The sequence below is a fragment of the Streptomyces sp. NBC_00310 genome (assembly GCF_036208085.1).
In the GTDB taxonomy this organism is placed as follows: Bacteria; Actinomycetota; Actinomycetes; order Streptomycetales; family Streptomycetaceae; genus Streptomyces.
This window is the reverse complement of sequence record NZ_CP130714.1, coordinates 7950971-7967690: the sequence shown is the minus strand read 5'-3', so window position 1 is coordinate 7967690 and position 16720 is coordinate 7950971. Positions and strand designations below refer to the sequence as shown.

The window sequence follows — 16720 nt, the reverse complement described above, 5'->3', positions numbered from 1 at the left end:
ACACACCGCTGGGGCGCCGGAAAACTCGTACGAAAAAAAATCCGAGACCGGCGATGAGTTCCACGAGGGTCCCCGGTCTACCCCTGCGAACGGACCGCGACCGACAGGAGAGACCTCGCCATGTACCAGCAGATGATCTTCGTGAACCTGCCCGTGAACGACCTCGACGCCTCGAAGAAGTTCTTCACGGAGCTCGGGTACGCGCTCAACCCCCAGTTCAGCGACGAGAACGCGGCCTCCGTGGTGATCAGCGACACCATTGTGGCGATGCTGCTCACCAAGCCGTTCTACTCGTCCTTCACCCAGAAGGAGATCGCGGACGCCACGAAGACCAGCGAGGTGCTGCTCTGTCTGAGCGCCGAGAGCCGCGAGAAGGTGGACGAGCTGGTCGACAAGGCGGTCGCCGCCGGCGGCACCGCGTCGGAGAAGATCCAGGAGATGGACTTCATGTACGGCCGCGCCTTCGACGACCTCGACGGCCACACCTGGGAGGTCGTGTGGATGGACCCGGCCACCATCGAGGGCTGAGGCTCACCTGCCAACCGCCCCGTACCGCCGCGCCCCGGACGGGGCGCGGGGAACCGCGCGACCAGCCACGACGCACCCGCACCCGCCCACGCTGCTCCGGGCCCCCGGCACGACCCCGGCTCCCCCAGCGGAGCGCAATAGCATGGGCGGGTGCAGACGATGCCCGCCCACGCGGCCCACCACGGCGACCACGAGATCGAGACGATCGAGGAGTTCGACGCGATCGTCTCCGCGCGCGGCACGCTCTCGGGATTCCGCATCCAGGCCGTCGACCTGACAGACCGTACGCGCGTGCTGCTCGCCACCGGCACGGCGGGAGCCGTCTTCCTGGGCTGCCCGATGCGCGAGGAGGCGGCGGCGAAGATACGCGCGGACGGCGCCCTGGTCTTCCCGCCCGTGCCCGGCCTGCCCTTCGATCCGTACCGCGGCCTGCTCTACTCCCCCGACGAACTCTTCGCGTCCCTGTCGGACGGCGGCTACGAGGCGACACCCGACGCCCTCGCGTACGCCTGGTTCCAGCGGACCAAGGCCGACCGGGACGTCTACGCCTCCATGCTGCGCGCCGTCCACGACGACTCCGTCTCCGACGCCCTCGACGAACTCCTCACCGGCGCACGGGTGGTGGGCGTGATGGGCGGTCACGCGATGGCACGCGGCACCGAGGCGTACGAGGGCGCCGCCCACCTCGGCCGCACCCTGGCCCGCTCGGGTCTCACGGTCGCCACCGGCGATGGTCCGGGCGCGATGGAGGCGGCGAACCTGGGCGCCTACGCGGCCCCGTACGACGACGAGATGCTCGCCGAGGCGCTGCAAATCCTGGCGAAGGCACCGACGTTCACGCCCTCGATCACCGACTGGGCGAGCGCCGCCTTCGACGTGCGCACCCGCTGGCCGAAGGGCGGCACCTCCGTCGGCATCCCCACCTGGTTCTACGGCCACGAGCCGCCGAACCCGTTCGCCTCGCACATCGCGAAGTACTTCGCCAACGCCACCCGCGAGGACGGTCTCCTGGCCCGCTGCGACACGGGCGTCGTCTTCCTGCCGGGCGCGGCCGGAACCGTCCAGGAGATCTTCGACAACGCGACCCCCAACTACTACGAGTCGCGCGGTGAACCGACCCCCATGGTTCTCGTCGACCGCGCCCACTGGACGGAGAGACTGCCGACCTGGCCACTGCTCCGGTCGCTGGCGCGGGGCCGTTCGATGGAGGCCCGGATAGCCCTGGTGGACCGCATCGAGGAGGCCCCGGAGGCCTTGGCGCGTCTGGGAGGGTGAGAGCTACGCGCGTTGCTGAACACGCGTCAAACCTGCGGACGGTTCATCAATGGGCAAAGCCAACCGCCCAAACACTTCTTCGGATTGACAGTGCTTATGGCGCACTTATAAACCTGTGAGGCACATGGGGAAGCCGCTCCTCCGGCGGCCCTCCGTCGCCCCCCACTCCCCTGTGCTTCCCGTGAAGGGCAAAAGTGTCCATATCTCCCCGTACCGCGCGGACTTCGCGCTATGTCGGTGTTGCTTTCGCGTCCGCCGCACTCGTGTTCGGCGCCGCGGGCAACGCCATGGCCTGCAGCATCAAGGACTTCTCCGCCGTCGCCGGGTGCGACGGTGACAAGGGCGTCATCCGTGTGACCGATGTGGACCCCCTGGGCGTCAAGGCCGAGATCTCCGTCTACCTGGAGAACAACGGGGCCGACCTGCGCCAGGTCGGCAGCAGGACCATCGAGAACTCCACCGCCGAGGGTGTCACCGTCACCTTCGAGGAGGAATGGGAGCCGAACGCCGAGTACCGCATCCACGTCACGGCGGACAAGTACGTCGACGACGACCTGCCGATCCTGGTCGCCCCCGCCGAGGCCTGCACGGCGGAGACGGTCACCCCGCCGGCCAACTCGAAGAACCCGAAGAAGCCCGCGGAGAACAAGGACAAGGACAAGGGCAAGCCGTCCAAGACCAAGACGTCCCCCACCCCGTCCGCCTCCGAGGGCACCACGCCCGTCGGCTCGAACGACAACAACGCCCCCTCCCCCGAGGGTGACTCCGACCTCGCCGAGACCGGTGGCGACTCCAACACCGGCACGATCGCCGGTGCCGCGGCGGCCCTGGTCGCCCTCGGCGCAGGTGCCGTGTACTACAGCATGCGGCGGCGTGGGGCCTCCACACGCTGATCGCCGCTGCCTCAGGGCTGTGGCCCGTACCTCTCACCGAGGGTACGGGCCACACGCCGGGCACTGCCTCGCACTCACCCGAACGTCGCCCGCTCCAGCCAGAAGTCCAGCAGCCCGCGGTCGCCCAACACCTCCAACTCGCCACCGTCCGGCGGCAGTCGGCGATAGAAGGCGAGCAGCACCTCGGTGAGCGGCCCGCGCAGCGCGACCGTCGCCTCCTCGTGGCCACGGCGCCGGCGCACGCCGTCCTCGGTCAGCTCGACCACCCTCCCCCACTCTTCGGGCGAGGGGACCCCCTCCTCGCGTCGCTCGACGTTCACCTCCGCGGACGTGTCCGTGGCATGGAGATGGATGGTCCGTCCCGGGCCGCGCAGTTCGGCCGCCGCGTCGTGCGGCATGGTCCGCTGCACGAACTCGACGATCTCCAGCCACTCGTCGATCGCGTCGGCGGCGATCTCCGGCGCCACCTCGACCGGCCGCCCGACGGTGAGCGCGGCATCGGCCCCGTGAATGACCTGCTCATGGGCCATCCGGCGGGCCCAGAACCCCGCACTGTGCTCCCAGCCCCATGACCACACCGGCGCCTCGGGCCCCGCCTCGCGCAGCGTGGCCACGGTCATCTCGCCGGTCTCCGCGAGCCAGGCGTCCAGCGCGACCGGGTCCCCCTGCTTCTCCGGGCCCTCGCACAGCGGGACGTCCGCCTCGGGCACCTCTTCCTCCGACCGGGTCCGTACGTTCAGTTCGACCCAGCGCATGGCGCCGCCGGTGTGCCTCAGTAGCTGTTCCAGCGACCAGTCGGGGCAGGTCGGCACGGTCGCCGACAGATCGGCTCCCGAGGTCACGATGTCCCTCAACCGCCGTACCTGAAGCTCGATCTCGGCGCAGTAGCGGTCATGCCGGGCCTGGGGTTCTCGCGTACCTATCGCCATGGTGCCGCACCTTATGCGGCGGGACCGGCTCCCAGCACGACGATTTCGGTCGCGTCGAAGCTCACGCCGACCTCGGCCCCGGGCTCCGGCGCGTCCCGCAGCGCGCACGCCGCCTCCAGACGCGGCGCGCCCCCGGGCTGGAGGTGCACGGCGACATGGGTGCCCCGGAAGGTACGCGCGGCCACGGTGCAGCGAAGCCCGTCGGCCACGTCGACCAGTCGTACGCCGGCGGGCCGCACGAGCAGCGCGCACGCCCCCTGCGGCGCGCCCTCGGGCACCGGCACCTTGCCCCACGCCGTGGCCGCGATCGCCCCCGTCACGGTCGCGTCGACCACGTTGTCGAAACCGAGGAAACGGGCCACGAACTCGTCCACCGGCCGCTGCCACACCTCAAGAGGCGTACCGGACTGGGCGATCCGCCCGTCCCGCATCACCACGACCCGGTCGGCCAGCGCGAAGGCCTCCCCCTGATCGTGCGTGACCGCCAGCACGGTCGTCCCCAACTCCCCGAACAGCTCCCGGAGTTCGACGACCAGCCGCTCCCGCAACGAGCGGTCCAGCTGGCCGAGGGGCTCGTCCAGCATGAGCAGCCGGGGGCGCGGAGCGAGGGCGCGGGCCAGCGCCACCCGCTGCTGCTCACCGCCGGACAACTCCCCGACCCGTCGGCGCGCGGCCCCGGGCAACCCGACCAGCTCCAGCAACTCCCGTACCCGTACGGCACGTTCGTCCTTCGCCGCGCCGTGCATGCGGGGCCCGAAGGCGACATTGCCGGCCACGTCCCGCTGCGGGAACAGCTGGTGGTCCTGGAACATCAGGCCGACACCGCGCTTGTGGGCGGGCACGCCCCGCTGGTCCCGTCCGCCGAGCAACACCCGCCCGGCGTCGAGCGGTTGGAGACCCGCGACCACCCGCAGCAGCGTCGACTTGCCGCTGCCACTGGGCCCCAGCACACACACGACCTCGTGTTCGGCGACCTCCAGACCGACCGCGTCGAGCACGGGCCGCCCGTCGAACCGTACGGTCGCGTCCTCAAGCCTGAGCAACATCAGAACTCCCCCGTGCGATCGGGGCGGAGGCGCTCCAACACCAGCAGGGCGCCCGCGCACACCACCATCAGAATCGTCGAAAGGGCCATCGCCTGGCCGTAGTTGAGGTCCCCGGGGCGCCCGAGCAGCCGTGCCACCGCGACGGGCAGTGTCGGGTTGTCGGCGCGCGCGATGAACACGGTCGCCCCGAACTCCCCGAGCGACACGGCGAAGGCGAACCCGGCCGCGACCAGCAGCGCCCGCCGCACCATCGGCAGATCGACCTCACGCCACACCCGCCACGGCGACGCCCCGAGCACGGCCGCCGCCTCCCGCAGCCGTTCGTCCACCGCGCGCAGCACGGGCAGCATGATCCGTACGACGAAGGGGACGCCGACCAGGGCCTGGGCGAGCGGCACCAGGATCCACGACGACCGCAGGTCGAGCGGCGGCTCGTCCAGCGCGATCAGGAAGCCGAAGCCGACGGTCACCGCGGACACCCCGAGCGGCAGCATCAGCAGCGCGTCGAAGCCACGGACGAGACGGCCGGCCCGCCGGGTGAGCGCGGCGGCGGCGAGCCCTCCGATGACCAGGGCGATGGCGGTCGCGGCGAGCGCGTACGTGAGCGAGTTGCCGACCGCCTCGATCGGCGCCACCAGGAAGATCCCGCTGTCGTCACTGGTCAGCGCCTTGTAGTAGCCGAAGCCGGGCGCGTCGAGCGACCGCTCCACCAGCACGCCCAGCGGCAGCAGGATCAGCACGACGACGGTGGCGAGGACCCCGCCCAGGAGCGCCCACTGCCCCGCCCCACGAGGACGTCGGGAGGTGAGTGACGCGTCCACCAGCCGCAGGGCGGTCTCCCGTCGCCGTACGGTCCACGCGTGCACGGCGAGGATGCACCCGACCGCGACGAACTGCACGAGTGTCAGCACGGCGGCCGTCGCGAGGTCGAAGATCTCCGAGGTCTGCCGGTAGATCTCCACTTCGAGCGTCGAGAAGGTCGGCCCACCGAGGATCTGCACCACACCGAAGGAGGTGAAGGTGAAGAGGAAGACCATCAGCGCCGCGGCGGCCACGGCGGGTGCGAGCGCCGGAAGCGTGACCCTCCGCCAAGCCGCGAGCGGCGACGCCCCGAGCATCCGCGCCGCCTCCTCCTGCCCCGGGTCGAGCTGCGCCCACAGCCCGCCGACGGTCCGTACGACGACCGCGTAGTTGAAGAACACATGCGCGAGCAGAATCGCCCACACCGTGGTGTCCAGCCTTACGCCCCACAGCTCGTCGAAGAGTCCGCCGCGCCCGACCAGCGCCAGGAACGCCGTGCCGACGACCACGGTCGGCAGCACGAAGGGCACGGTCACGACCGCCCGCAGAATGTCCTTGCCCCTGAAATCGAAGCGCGCGAACACATACGCGCCGGGGAGCGCGATCAGCAGCGTGAGCGCGGTCGAGACCAGCGCCTGCCAGGTGGTGAACCACAGCACGTGCCGGATCCCGGAGTCCGCGAGCACCTCCCCGATCCGCCCGAGGTCCCAGGTCCCGTCGGCCTTCAGCCCCCGGACGACGATCGCGGCGACGGGATAGGCGAAGGAGACCCCGAAGAAGGCGACGGGCAGCACCATGAGCCCGAGCCGCGCCGCGCTCCCCGACCGACGGGGTCCACGCGGTGCGGCCACGGCCTCCTTGGTCGCTTCGGTTACTTCAGTACGAGCGAGGTCCACGACTTGACCCACTGGTCACGGTTCTCGGCGATCTTCTCCGGCGCCATGGTCTCGGGGTCCTTCGCCGCGGGCCCGTACTCGGTGAACTCGGCGGGCACGGACGCCCCCTCGACCACCGGGTACACGAACATGTTGAGCGGCATGTCCTCCTGGAACTCCTTCGAGATCAGGAAGTCGATCAGCGCCTTGCCGCCCTCGGCGTTATTCGCGTTGCTCAGCAGCCCCGCGAACTCGATCTGCCGGAAGCAGGTGCCGGTCGCGACCCCGGTGGGCGCGGTCTTCGGCTTCGGGTCCGCGTAGACGACCTCGGCGGGCGGCGAGGAGGCGTACGACACGACGAGCGGCCGGTCGCCGCCGGCCTTCTTGCCGTCCGTCGACCCGGAGAACTCCTGGTAGTACGCCTGCTCCCAGCCGTCGACGACCTTCACGCCATTGGCCTTGAGCTTCTCCCAGTAGCCCTCCCAGCCGTCGTCGCCGTACTCGGCGGCCGTACCGAGGACGAACCCGAGCCCCGGCGAGGAGGTGGAGGCGTTCTCGGTGACGAGGAGGTCCTTGTACTCGGGCTTGATCAGATCGTCGAACGACCGAGGCGGCGCGATCTTGTTCTTCTCGAAGTACGCCTTGTCGTAGTTGACGCAGATGTCACCGGAGTCGATGGGCGTGACCCGATGCTCGTCCTGGTCGAGCTGGTACTCGGCGCCGACCTTGTCGAGCCCGCTCGCCTCGTACGGCTGGAAGAGTCCGTTGTCGAGCGCGCGGGACAGCAGCGTGTTGTCGACGCCGAAGAAGACGTCGCCCTGCGGGTTGTCCTTGGTCAGGATCGCCTGGTTGACGGCCTGCCCCGCGTCCCCGCTCTTGAGGACCTTGACCTTGTACCCGGACTCCTTCTCGAACGCCTTCAGCACGTCCTTCGAGTAGGCGAAGGAGCCGTGGCTGACGAGGGTGACGGTCTTGGAGTCGGCCCCGCTGCCGCTGCCGCCCGATCCGGACGACCCGCACGCGGACAGCGTGACGAGGCCCAGCCCTACGATCAGAACCGTTGCCTTCTTGGTGATGTGCACTGAATCGATTCCTCCTGGGCGTGACCAGGAAGAGACGCGGCCCTGCCCGGGGACCGTCGGAGGTTCCTCCGGCTCCCGGGCAGGGCGCAACAGCTTGAGTGAAGACCGAACTTCCTACCCAGAATGACCTGGGCGAGGTTCAGAGGGTCTGCGGCCCGCTTGCCGCACTCTCAGCGCTGTGGCGCTCCCCTGTCGGAATATGAAGATGTGTACGGAGGTCAGCGTACCCCGTGGCCGGATTCCGACCCCCGCCGGTGGCCACGACGGTCCGTCGCGCCAGGTCGCGCCACCGGTCGCTCTACCTTTCGGTGGCCGCCTACCTTTCGGTGGCCGCCAGCTGACCGCACGCCCCGTCGATCTCCTGCCCCCGGGTGTCCCGGACGGTCACCGGCACGCCGTGGGCCGCGATGGCCTCGACGAACGCCTTCTCGTCCTCGGGCCGGGAGGCCGTCCACTTGGACCCCGGTGTCGGGTTCAGCGGAATCAGGTTCACGTGCACCGGCTTGCCCTTGAGCAGCCGGCCCAGCCGGTCACCGCGCCACGCCTGGTCGTTGATGTCCCGGATGAGCGCGTACTCGATCGACAGCCGCCGCCCGGACCTGGCCGCGTACTCCCAGCCTGCGTCCAGGACCTCGCGCACCTTCCACCGCGTGTTCACCGGTACGAGCGTGTCGCGCAGCTCGTCGTCGGGCGCGTGCAGCGAGATGGCGAGCCGGCACTTGAACCCTTCGTCGGAGAACCGATGGATGGCGGGCACGAGCCCGACCGTCGACACGGTGATCCCGCGCTGCGAGAGCCCGAGCCCGTCCGGCTCCGGATCGGTGAGGCGGCGGATGGCCCCCACGACCCGGTTGTAGTTGGCGAGCGGCTCCCCCATCCCCATGAAGACGATGTTGGACAGCCGCGCGGGCCCACCGGGGATCTCGCCGTCCCTGAGCGCCCGCATCCCGTCGACGATCTGATGGACGATCTCGGCGGTCGACAGATTCCGGTCGAGCCCGGCCTGCCCGGTCGCGCAGAAGGGACAGTTCATCCCGCACCCGGCCTGCGAACTGATGCACATGGTGACCCGGTCCGGGTACCGCATCAGCACCGACTCGACGAGCGTCCCGTCGAACAGCCGCCACAGCGTCTTGCGCGTGGTCTCCTGGTCGGTCGACAGATGCCGCACGACCGTCATCAGCTCCGGAAGCAACGCCTCCTGAAGCTTCGTACGCGCGCCCGCGGGGATGTCGGTCCACTGCTCCGGGTCGTGCGCGTACCGCGCGAAGTAGTGCTGCGAGAGCTGCTTGGCGCGAAACGGCTTCTCCCCGATCGCGGCAACAGCCTCCTTACGCTCCACAGGCGAAAGATCAGCAAGATGCCGCGGCGGCTTCTTGGCTCCGCGGGGGGCGACGAATGTGAGTTCTCCGGGCTTCGGCATAACCCTCCCAGTGTCGCAGATCAACTCGGGGAGCCCAGGCCAGAGGGGGGTGGGGGTGGCCACCTGTGGGTGGCGTCTGTCGGCGTTGGTCGGCTTCGGACGGCCCAGGGACGGCCCAGCCGCGGTCTCGTGCCTCGTTCATGACATGCCATAGGGCAGTCTGCTGCCATGCACTGTCTGCCCTCGTTGACTGATGTTCGAGCGTCCCCAACTACCTGCGTTGGGTAGGATTTTGGCGACCGTTACCGACCTCAGGGGGCTCCATGATCGAGATAGCCGCAGCCTTAATCGGTGGATTTTGCCTTCTCGGGGGCGCCGTGATCACTGCTCGGTGGACACGCTCACGATCCAGCGGTAACCAGGACCCTGCCCCTCTGCCTCCTGGTAGCGACGCGCAGCCGGACAACGGCACCAACACACCCCACCCGCCTCGTAGCGCACGGTCGGACGGCATCACCGTCAACGGGCAATTCATTGAAACAAACCATGGCACCGTGTCGCAGAACAACTACCGAGACGGCAAGCGGTGAAGCTTCCCTCCGCCAACAACGCGAGTTGGCTCGGGATCGCTCATTACGCGTTCGTTGCCATTTTGGCTATCCTCGTTACACTGGCTGGCATCGAAGCGATCAATGAATACTTCCCCTACGTGTTGCCAACTCTCGAATGGTTTATCGGGCATCTGGTACGCCTATCCTCCGATGAGTACGTCGGGGCTTTTGTGCGTGACCGACTACTTGTCTTTGCCGCAATCGGTGTGATCTTCATCTTGTGGGTCACGCACAAGTGGCCCACCTTGGTCAAGACGATCGGTCAGGCGCTAAATCCGTTTGCGCGAGTCGGAGTGGCCACTGTCTCGGCTGTTGCTGCGGTCTTGATCGCGCTCATACTGGCTGGCCCGCTTGGCCAGTCCAAGAGCCAAGGTGAGTGCGCCTCATCCTTTCACCTGAGCCTGGACCGTGCGCCGTCGCTGGTGAGCAATACGACGTGCGAGGGAGGGAAGAATGGCCGGAACGGCGATTGATCAGTATATTCAGACCAACAATGGCAGCGTGTTTCAGACGATCATCAACAATGAGTCGATCGACGAGGCGACCAAGCAAAACGTACGGAAACTGGCGGTCTCCTCCCCTCAGATGCTGGCCAAGATCGATGAAATGCTGAAGGAATCAGGTGACGTGAAGTCGGCCGCCGCACTGGTACGGGATGCGAGTGACATCCTGACCGGGAAAGGAGACTTGGCGACCCAGTTCACAGACGCGGGCGATGACCCTATGTTTCCCGGAAAAGGTGAACGAGAGCTCCGTAAAGCAATCGCCAGTCCATTTATCCTTCTCGTCGTAATCGTCGCCCTGATCCTCTGGTTGTGACCCCTCCAGACCAGTACGGGTCCGATAGCCACTCAGCCTCACCCACCACTCACCCTGGCTCCCATCCCGTCTGCCGTCGACCCACACACCGTGGAGCAGGCGTGGTTCCTGGCGTCCAGGTGGAGCGCGCCACTGTACGAACGACCTGGACGCCAGGGGCCGCGTCTGCTCGGCTCTGCCTGGGTCGACGGCAGACGGGATGGGAGCTCCCCGCGCACACCACAAACGGCCGGCACTCGCGAACGGCGCCCCCGCCATCTCGGAGCCTGAGCGCCCCCGCCGGAGGCATGCCTTTGACCTGCGGGTGGCTTCCTCGCTTCTGCCCGCATGCACGTAGCGCGCCGCCGGGCGCGGCCAGCCGGGGCGCAGACAGGAGGCAGGCCGCGCCGCAGAGGCGGCGCGCGCCCGCGCCGTGCGCGGGCTCTTGATGATGTAGGGAAAGTTGTACCGCACCATGATCGAACTGCTCGATCGTGGCCTGTCGGCTCCGTGCCCGTCTCGGCTACCGTTTCATCCATGCCTTCTGCACTGGACACACCCCAAGGGGCGGCGGCACTCGCCGAGTCCCTGCTTCCTCCGCTCGGGAACCGCTGGCTGCACACTCAGTCTGTAGCCGCTCGGGCGCAAGAGATCGCCGTGGCTGTGTCTGAGGCTGACCGGAATCTCCTCGTTGCCGCCGCGTGGCTGCACGACATCGGCTATGCCCCCGAGCTGCGGGACACCGGCTTCCACCCCATCGACGGCGCTCGCCATCTGGAAACGCTGGGTGCGCCGGCACGCCTCGTACGGCTGGTCGCCCATCACTCGGGGGCGGTGTACGAAGCAGAGCAGCGAGGACTGACGGCAGAGCTGGCGGTATACGAGCGGGAAGACTCACCGGTCCTGGACGCCCTGATCATGGCCGACATGACGACGGGCCCCGCCGGGCAGTCCTTCGACTTCGACACCCGTATTGACGAGATCCTCGTCCGCTACGAACCGGGCAGCGAAGTGCACAACGCGATCAGCAAGGCACGGCCGTACCTCAAGGACGCAGTCGAGCGGACCCGAGCCCGCATGGCTCATCAACCGATGTAGGGCTCTGCCCGGTCGGCCAGGCCGTGATCGATCCTCATACGCATGGACGGGTGGATGTTCAGCTCGTCCAGCCTGCTCGGGTCGACGAACGCAACCTCCTTGCTCTCGCTGCTCGTCTGCGGTTGGCCGCCAATGATGCGAGCGTGGAAGCAAATGGAGAACTGCTGTCGGACCTCGCCGTCGTCGTACGCCATGACGTGGCCGGGGTTCGTGTAGATCCCGACGAGGCCGGTCACCTCCACGTCGAACCCTGTCTCCTCCTTCGTCTCGCGTACGGCCGCGCTGGGGGCCGACTCACCGAGGTCGATGCCGCCACCGGGGAGGGCCCAAAGGTCGTTGTCCGTCTTGTGGATCAACAGGACCTCCCCGGCCTCGTTAAGGGCCACTGCGGTCACGGAGGGGACGAGGCTGTTCGCCTTCGGGGCATTGGGGTCGTTGAAGTAGTCGATGCGGGCCATGCATCCAAGCCTCGCATGTGCGCTGAGGCGGTCAGGTTCGCTGCGCGGCGGGTCCGAGGTCTCTGCCGTCCAGGATCTCGATGTCCACGATGACCGTCGCGGTCGGATCGAGACTGAGCCAGATCACGACTTCGTCGTGCTCCGTCAGCTCGCACAGGTAGGGGGTGGGCGAACCTTGCGCTGCTGTCAGAAGGTTGCGGCAGGTGGGCGTACACGTGCATACGCCGTGGTACCGCAAGGCTGGGATCTGCTCGATCAGGACCTTGTCCTCGGGGTCGAGTAGACGCAGGATGTCGGCCGTCAACTCGGGGAAGACATCCGCGAGCAGCGGTAGGCCTTGGGCGGTCATGGCGTCACGGGAGTCCCGCGCTCCCATGTGTAGTCGAAGCTCCGCATGTAGTGCCGGAAGGTGCGGGCGCCCGGGATGTAGCGGAAGTGTAGTACGGGGTTCTGCCCGGCGGGGGCTCCGATCACGTGCGGGTTCACCAACACATCCTCGTCGAACCGATAGATCGAGTTGTAGAGGATCGTGTCGTGCAGCCGGACTTCGACGCCCGGCGTTTTCATCGCCGGTTCGAGATAGCGCCGCGTGATCCGGGCGCGTGCCGCCAGGTCATTGCCTATGCCTTCCTCTTCGCCGCGCTGCCGGACCATCTCCGAGTCGGGGTCGCCGAGGAGGACGCGTACCTGGGCACCGGCCTTGGCCTTCTCGGCCAACTCGTACGGCAGGTCCGGATGGTTGTCGAAGAGGAACAGTCCTGCGTACACAAGGATGTCCACCTGGTCCGCGGCCTTCTCGATGAGCGATGACCACAGAGCGGCCGGCACCGCGCCCCGGTGCGGGTAGTACGTGATCAGCTCGGACGTGCTCGCCGTCTCGGCTTGCTTCTCGACGGTGGGCCACAGGTAGACCTCGTCTACGCCCAGGAAGCTCGCGGCCTTCCAGCGGTGCCCCCGGTGCGGAGTGCGGTTGGTCGTGATCCATCGCTCCACGCTCTTGGGGTCGACCCCGACGTGATCGGCCGTGGACTGGATGGTCTCGCCCTTCGCTGAAATCGCCGCGCGCAGACGCTCGTTCGCCATGGCTGCCTCTCTCGGACGTTCCAGGGACGTTTTGACGATAACTCAGACGTCCCTAAACGTCCATACGGACCGTGATGCGTCCACCCCCTCTCGTCGTCTCCTTGTCTCACCGGCAGGCGCCGGACAACTCCCATCAACAGCAGGAGAACAGACGATGCGTCAGATTCCCGTTGACACCTCCGCCGCGACCGTGATGATCGCCAAGGCTCCGCAGCCCAAGGTCAAGGACCGCCGTACCGGTGAGATCGCCCTCGACAAGGACGGCGTGATCCTGATGACCGTGGAGGTCATGTTCTCCACCGCGGACGAGGTCGAGATCCTCAAGCTCACCGTTCCGCAGCCGGGCGTCTCCGAGGACCTGGCCATGGGCACCCCGGTCGCGCTGACGGGCCTGGTCGCCTCGGCGTGGGAGAACGAGTTCAACGGCCAGAAGCGCCACGGCATCGCGTTTCGCGCGGTCGCGGTCACCTCGCTCGCCGCTGCTGCTTCGAAGCCGAAGGCTGCCTGATCATGACTTGGTTCACGGTCGCTCTGGTGCTGGTCGTCGCTGCCGCAGTGATCCTGCGGTGGCGGCGTCCCGCCTGGTACTGGCTGACCTTCGGGGTCGCTCTCGCCACGGTGCGGGTCCTGGTCCGCTACGCCTCGGTCATGGACGCCTGCGGGCTGACGGTTCCGCCCTCCCGCTGGCGTCTGGCGCTGGCCCGGGTGGCGAACCGGGAGGTGCCGCAGTCCCGCCCACCGCGCATCCTGCGGATACGCCCGACCCGCACCGGCCTGGTCCTCCGTCTGGGCCTGCGCCCCGGACAGGACGCCTTCGACGTCGCAGCGTCCGCAGACCGGCTTCGCCACTCCTTCGGCGTGTACGGCGTCACCTCGCGTGAGCTGCGCTCGGGTGTGGTGGAGGTGCGGATGACCGGCTACGACGTGCTCAGGCGGGTGCAGATGCCCGCGAAGACCGACGCCCGCCCGATGCGGGTTCCGGTCGCCTTGCGCGAGGACGGTTCGGTGCACTATCGCGACTACCGGACCGTCCCGCACGGCCTGACCCTCGGCGCCACGGAATCGGGGAAGTCCGTCTACCAGCGCAACCTGGTCGCCGGGCTGGCTCCGCTGGATGTCGCGCTGGTGGGCATCGACTGCAAGCAAGGGGTGGAACTCTTCCCGCTGGCACGCCGGTTCTCCGCGCTCGCCGACAACCCTGACACCGCCCTCGCCCTGCTCGAAGCGCTCGTCACGCACATGGAGGAGGTCTATCAGCTGATCCGGGCCAACCAGCGGATCACGGTGAACGTGCCGGATGCGGAGATCGCCGCCGACATCTGGGACCTGCCCGCCGACCTGCGCCCGGTCCCGGTCGTGGTCCTGGTCGACGAGGTCGCCGAACTCGCCCTCTTCGCCACCAAGGAGGAGGAGAAGCGGCGGGACCGCATCATTACCGCCCTCGTCCGGCTCGCCCAGCTCGGCCGCGCCGCCGGCATCTACCTCGAAATCTGCGGACAGCGCTTCGGCTCCGAACTCGGCAAGGGCATCACCATGCTCCGTGCCCAGCTCACCGGCCGGACCGCGCACCGCGTCAACGACGAATCCAGCGCCAACATGGCCTTCGGTGACATCTCGCCGGACGCCGTCCTCGCCGCCATCCAGATCCCCACCGACACGCCCGGTATCGCCGTCACGGGTGACGCCTCCGGCGGCTGGGCCCGCATCCGTGCCCCGCACACGTCGCTGCGCGAGGCCGTGAACATCTGCAACAAGCACGCTGAGCGCACCCCGGACCTGCCCGCCCTGGCAGCCTTCCGCCCCGCGCTCACCCCAGCGCCCCCGGCCCCGGTGCCGCTGTCCAAGACAGCCCCCGCCACGGCCTGACACTCCCGCTTCCCCGGCTCGGCGCGACCGCTTCGCGCCACGTCCCTACCCCCTCCATGCCTCCAGACAGGAAGGAACACCCTCGTGTTCTGCGAGCACTGCGGCGACGTCGACGGCGACGAGACCGGCATCGACCACGACGAGCGTGACTGCCCCTGGTACGACACCGACAACGGCACGGTGACCATCGACCCCGACCAGCTGACCATCACCCTCCAGACCAGCGCCGACGGCTCCCCGGCCCTGCGTGCCGCGATCAACCTCCTCATCGACCACGGCCTGTGGATCAAGCGCCTGGCGGAGCGGCCCGGCCTGCTCCTGATCGACTACTCCGGGCCCGACCCCGAGCCGTACGGCGTCGACTGGCTCAAGGTCGTCGAAGCCCTGGCCGCGAAGGAACTGCCCGCCTCCAGCGGGGAACTGCGCATCCTGGCCCTCGCCGCCTCGCTCGCCGACACCACCGCCCGCGTCCCGCTCGGCGACACCGTCACCGGCCTCGACACCACCAACCTCGCCCTGGTCCTCAAGGCAATCGTCACGGCCAACGGCCGAATCGTGGCGGGGTGACCGTGATGGCCTCGCGACTGCGCATCGATGCCGTGCTGGTCCAGGCGGTCATTGCCGGGGCGCTGTCCTTCGCCCACCTGCACGACCTCGCCGCCGCTGCCGGACAGGACGGCTGGAAAGCCTGGGCCTACCCGGTCTCAGTTGACCTGCTCCTGGTCGCCGCGTGGCGACGCCTGCGCACCGATGGACCGTCCCGGCTGGCCTGGTGCTGGTTCGTGATCGCGCTAGTGGCCTCGCTCGGCGCCAACGTCGCCACCGCCGGACTCCTCGACCTCGACAACGTCCCCGCCTGGCTGCGCATCCTCGTCGCCGCCTGGCCTGCACTGGCCTTCATGGGCGGCACCCTCCTCGCCCACTCCGCCGAAGACCGGGCGTCGGATCCGCCGGCACCCCCGCTTCACCTCGACCCCGACCCCGAACCGGACACCGAAGCACCGGAGTTGGACGCCTCGACCTCGCTGCCGCCTGCGGTCGAGGACACTCCGGCCCTTCCCGCACCTGAGCCCGTCCCGGCTCCGCCCGCGGTCACCGCTCCGCCGGTCCCGGCCGCGCTCGTCGACCACGCCCGCAAGGTCGCCGACGACCACCACGCCCGGACCGGATCGCCGATCGACACCGACACCCTGCGCGCCCGCCTCGGCGTCCCGCCGCAGCTGGCCGATGCCATCGCCGCCCAACTCGCCTGAACCGAAAGGAACCGACTCGATGCCTGCCCGCGATCACTTCCACTCCGTCATGCGGATCGGCCCCGTGCAGATCGGCACCCACCGCGACCGCAACGGCCGCACCAAGCACGCCGCCGTGTGCACCAACGACCGCTGCGGCTGGTCCGCCGACTACTCCAGCCAGACCGCCGCCCAGCTCGCCGCCCGCACCCACCGCTGCACCGTCAGCTAGGAGGCCACCGCCATGGAAGTCCCGCTCTGGTTCGCCCTCGCCGCCATCGGCTACCTCGGCATCAAGCTCATCCGCCCGCCCCTCTGGCTGGTCCTGGTCCTCCTCCTCGGCGGCTACCTCATCGCCGACAGCATCCTCGCCCCCGTCATCGACACCACGATCAAGTAGGGAGGTCCGCTGATGTTCCGCCCGAAGATTCCCACCATGCCCACCCCGACCGGGCTCGTCTCCCCGCCCGCCGTCGTCGAGCCGACCACCGTCATCCAGCACACCCCCGCCCCGCCTGCTCCGGCTCCGCCGTCCCGGCCCACGGTGCAGCTCACCCCGGGGTCCGTGCTCGCCCTGGTCGGCGGCGGCACCGCCGTGGTCCTGGTCGTCGGCACCGTCCTCGTCTCCATGCTCCTCGCGGTTGCCGTCACCGCCGCCTCGGTCGCCATCTGCGCCTTGGTCATCCGCTCGCTCGTCTCCTCCCCGCACCGCCGCTGAACGGACCCGGGGGCGACGCACAAGCCGCCAAGCACGCCGCCGCCTCTGGGACCGCGTTCCGTCC

At 68.8% G+C, this 16720-nt stretch carries 21 protein-coding genes; 13 read left to right on the top strand and 8 right to left on the bottom strand.

The features are described from left to right. Nucleotides 1–120: 120 nt before the first annotated feature. The 3 genes from OG202_RS35065 to OG202_RS35055 all read left to right on the top strand — a co-directional run bounded on the left by OG202_RS35065 (nt 121) and on the right by OG202_RS35055 (nt 2696). On the top strand, nt 121–528 hold the full coding sequence (locus OG202_RS35065; protein WP_326576610.1) for a VOC family protein: 408 nt from the start codon (nt 121–123) through the stop codon (nt 526–528). Between the two features lie 150 nt (nt 529–678). Then, nucleotides 679–1803: an LOG family protein gene (locus OG202_RS35060; RefSeq protein WP_328224118.1), complete on the top strand. Its 1125-nt coding sequence runs from the start codon at nt 679–681 to the stop codon at nt 1801–1803. Nucleotides 1804–1997: 194 nt separating this feature from the next. Then, complete coding sequence (locus tag OG202_RS35055; protein ID WP_327727622.1) at nt 1998–2696, top strand: LAETG motif-containing sortase-dependent surface protein; 699 nt, start codon at nt 1998–2000, stop codon at nt 2694–2696. 74 nt (nt 2697–2770) lie between these two features. Here the strand turns inward: OG202_RS35055 and OG202_RS35050 are convergent, their stop codons facing one another. From OG202_RS35050 to rlmN, 5 genes are all read right to left on the bottom strand, one after another. Continuing rightward, nucleotides 2771–3625 (bottom strand): maleylpyruvate isomerase family mycothiol-dependent enzyme, encoded by an 855-nt coding sequence (locus OG202_RS35050; RefSeq protein ID WP_326576616.1) that lies wholly within the window; start codon nt 3623–3625, stop codon nt 2771–2773. A gap of 11 nt (nt 3626–3636) precedes the next feature. Continuing rightward, nucleotides 3637–4671, bottom strand: coding sequence for an ABC transporter ATP-binding protein (locus tag OG202_RS35045; protein ID WP_328224117.1), 1035 nt, complete (start codon nt 4669–4671; stop codon nt 3637–3639). Next, nucleotides 4671–6368 carry an ABC transporter permease gene (locus tag OG202_RS35040; RefSeq protein ID WP_443052318.1) on the bottom strand — a complete coding sequence of 566 codons (1698 nt, stop codon included), beginning with the start codon at nt 6366–6368 and terminating at the stop codon, nt 4671–4673. Before OG202_RS35040 ends, OG202_RS35045 begins: the two co-directional genes overlap by 1 nt. Then, nucleotides 6344–7429: a thiamine ABC transporter substrate-binding protein gene (locus tag OG202_RS35035; protein WP_328224116.1), complete on the bottom strand. Its 1086-nt coding sequence runs from the start codon at nt 7427–7429 to the stop codon at nt 6344–6346. Before OG202_RS35035 ends, OG202_RS35040 begins: the two co-directional genes overlap by 25 nt. Before the next feature lie 316 nt (nt 7430–7745). Then, a complete protein-coding gene (gene rlmN, locus OG202_RS35030; RefSeq protein ID WP_239757503.1) occupies nt 7746–8852 on the bottom strand; it encodes a 23S rRNA (adenine(2503)-C(2))-methyltransferase RlmN in 1107 nt (368 codons plus the stop codon). 526 nt (nt 8853–9378) lie between these two features. Here rlmN and OG202_RS35025 point away from each other — a divergent pair. The 3 genes from OG202_RS35025 to OG202_RS35015 all read left to right on the top strand — a co-directional run bounded on the left by OG202_RS35025 (nt 9379) and on the right by OG202_RS35015 (nt 11299). Further along, entirely contained in the window at nt 9379–9876 is a 498-nt protein-coding gene (locus OG202_RS35025) for a hypothetical protein (protein WP_328224115.1), read from the top strand. Further along, nucleotides 9857–10222, top strand: a complete 366-nt coding sequence (locus OG202_RS35020; RefSeq protein WP_328224114.1) for a hypothetical protein — start codon at nt 9857–9859, stop codon at nt 10220–10222. Before OG202_RS35025 ends, OG202_RS35020 begins: the two co-directional genes overlap by 20 nt. 516 nt (nt 10223–10738) lie before the next feature. Further along, nucleotides 10739–11299 (top strand): HD domain-containing protein, encoded by a 561-nt coding sequence (locus tag OG202_RS35015; RefSeq protein WP_328224113.1) that lies wholly within the window; start codon nt 10739–10741, stop codon nt 11297–11299. Here the strand turns inward: OG202_RS35015 and OG202_RS35010 are convergent. Genes OG202_RS35010 through OG202_RS35000 form a run of 3 tightly spaced genes read right to left on the bottom strand, consistent with a single transcriptional unit; the run spans nt 11287 to nt 12840 of the window. Further along, nucleotides 11287–11757, bottom strand: coding sequence for an NUDIX hydrolase (locus OG202_RS35010; RefSeq protein WP_328224112.1), 471 nt, complete (start codon nt 11755–11757; stop codon nt 11287–11289). The two genes, OG202_RS35015 and OG202_RS35010, sit on opposite strands and share 13 nt — an antisense overlap. A gap of 31 nt (nt 11758–11788) precedes the next feature. Next, a complete protein-coding gene (locus OG202_RS35005; RefSeq protein WP_328224111.1) occupies nt 11789–12106 on the bottom strand; it encodes a hypothetical protein in 318 nt (105 codons plus the stop codon). Continuing rightward, entirely contained in the window at nt 12103–12840 is a 738-nt protein-coding gene (locus OG202_RS35000; RefSeq protein WP_328224110.1) for an XRE family transcriptional regulator, read from the bottom strand. The genes OG202_RS35005 and OG202_RS35000 overlap by 4 nt, the downstream gene beginning before the upstream one ends. A 154-nt stretch (nt 12841–12994) precedes the next feature. Here OG202_RS35000 and OG202_RS34995 point away from each other — a divergent pair, with 154 nt between their 5' ends. The 7 genes from OG202_RS34995 (at nt 12995) to OG202_RS34965 (ending at nt 16656) form a co-directional block, all read left to right on the top strand. Next, the gene (locus OG202_RS34995; RefSeq protein WP_328224109.1) at nt 12995–13348 is read left to right on the top strand and encodes an SCO3933 family regulatory protein; all 354 of its coding nucleotides are present in this window, start codon (nt 12995–12997) and stop codon (nt 13346–13348) included. A 2-nt stretch (nt 13349–13350) separates the two neighbouring features. Continuing rightward, entirely contained in the window at nt 13351–14706 is a 1356-nt protein-coding gene (locus tag OG202_RS34990) for an FtsK/SpoIIIE domain-containing protein (protein WP_328224108.1), read from the top strand. An 84-nt stretch (nt 14707–14790) separates the two neighbouring features. Further along, entirely contained in the window at nt 14791–15273 is a 483-nt protein-coding gene (locus OG202_RS34985; protein WP_328224107.1) for a hypothetical protein, read from the top strand. Between the two features lie 5 nt (nt 15274–15278). After that, nucleotides 15279–15959 (top strand): DUF2637 domain-containing protein, encoded by a 681-nt coding sequence (locus OG202_RS34980; RefSeq protein ID WP_328224106.1) that lies wholly within the window; start codon nt 15279–15281, stop codon nt 15957–15959. 19 nt (nt 15960–15978) lie between these two features. Continuing rightward, nucleotides 15979–16170, top strand: coding sequence for a mobile element transfer protein (locus tag OG202_RS34975; protein ID WP_328224105.1), 192 nt, complete (start codon nt 15979–15981; stop codon nt 16168–16170). 12 nt (nt 16171–16182) lie between these two features. After that, nucleotides 16183–16338, top strand: coding sequence for a hypothetical protein (locus OG202_RS34970; protein ID WP_328224104.1), 156 nt, complete (start codon nt 16183–16185; stop codon nt 16336–16338). 12 nt (nt 16339–16350) lie between these two features. Further along, a complete protein-coding gene (locus tag OG202_RS34965; RefSeq protein ID WP_328224103.1) occupies nt 16351–16656 on the top strand; it encodes a SpdD-like protein in 306 nt (101 codons plus the stop codon). Nucleotides 16657–16720 lie beyond the last annotated feature (64 nt).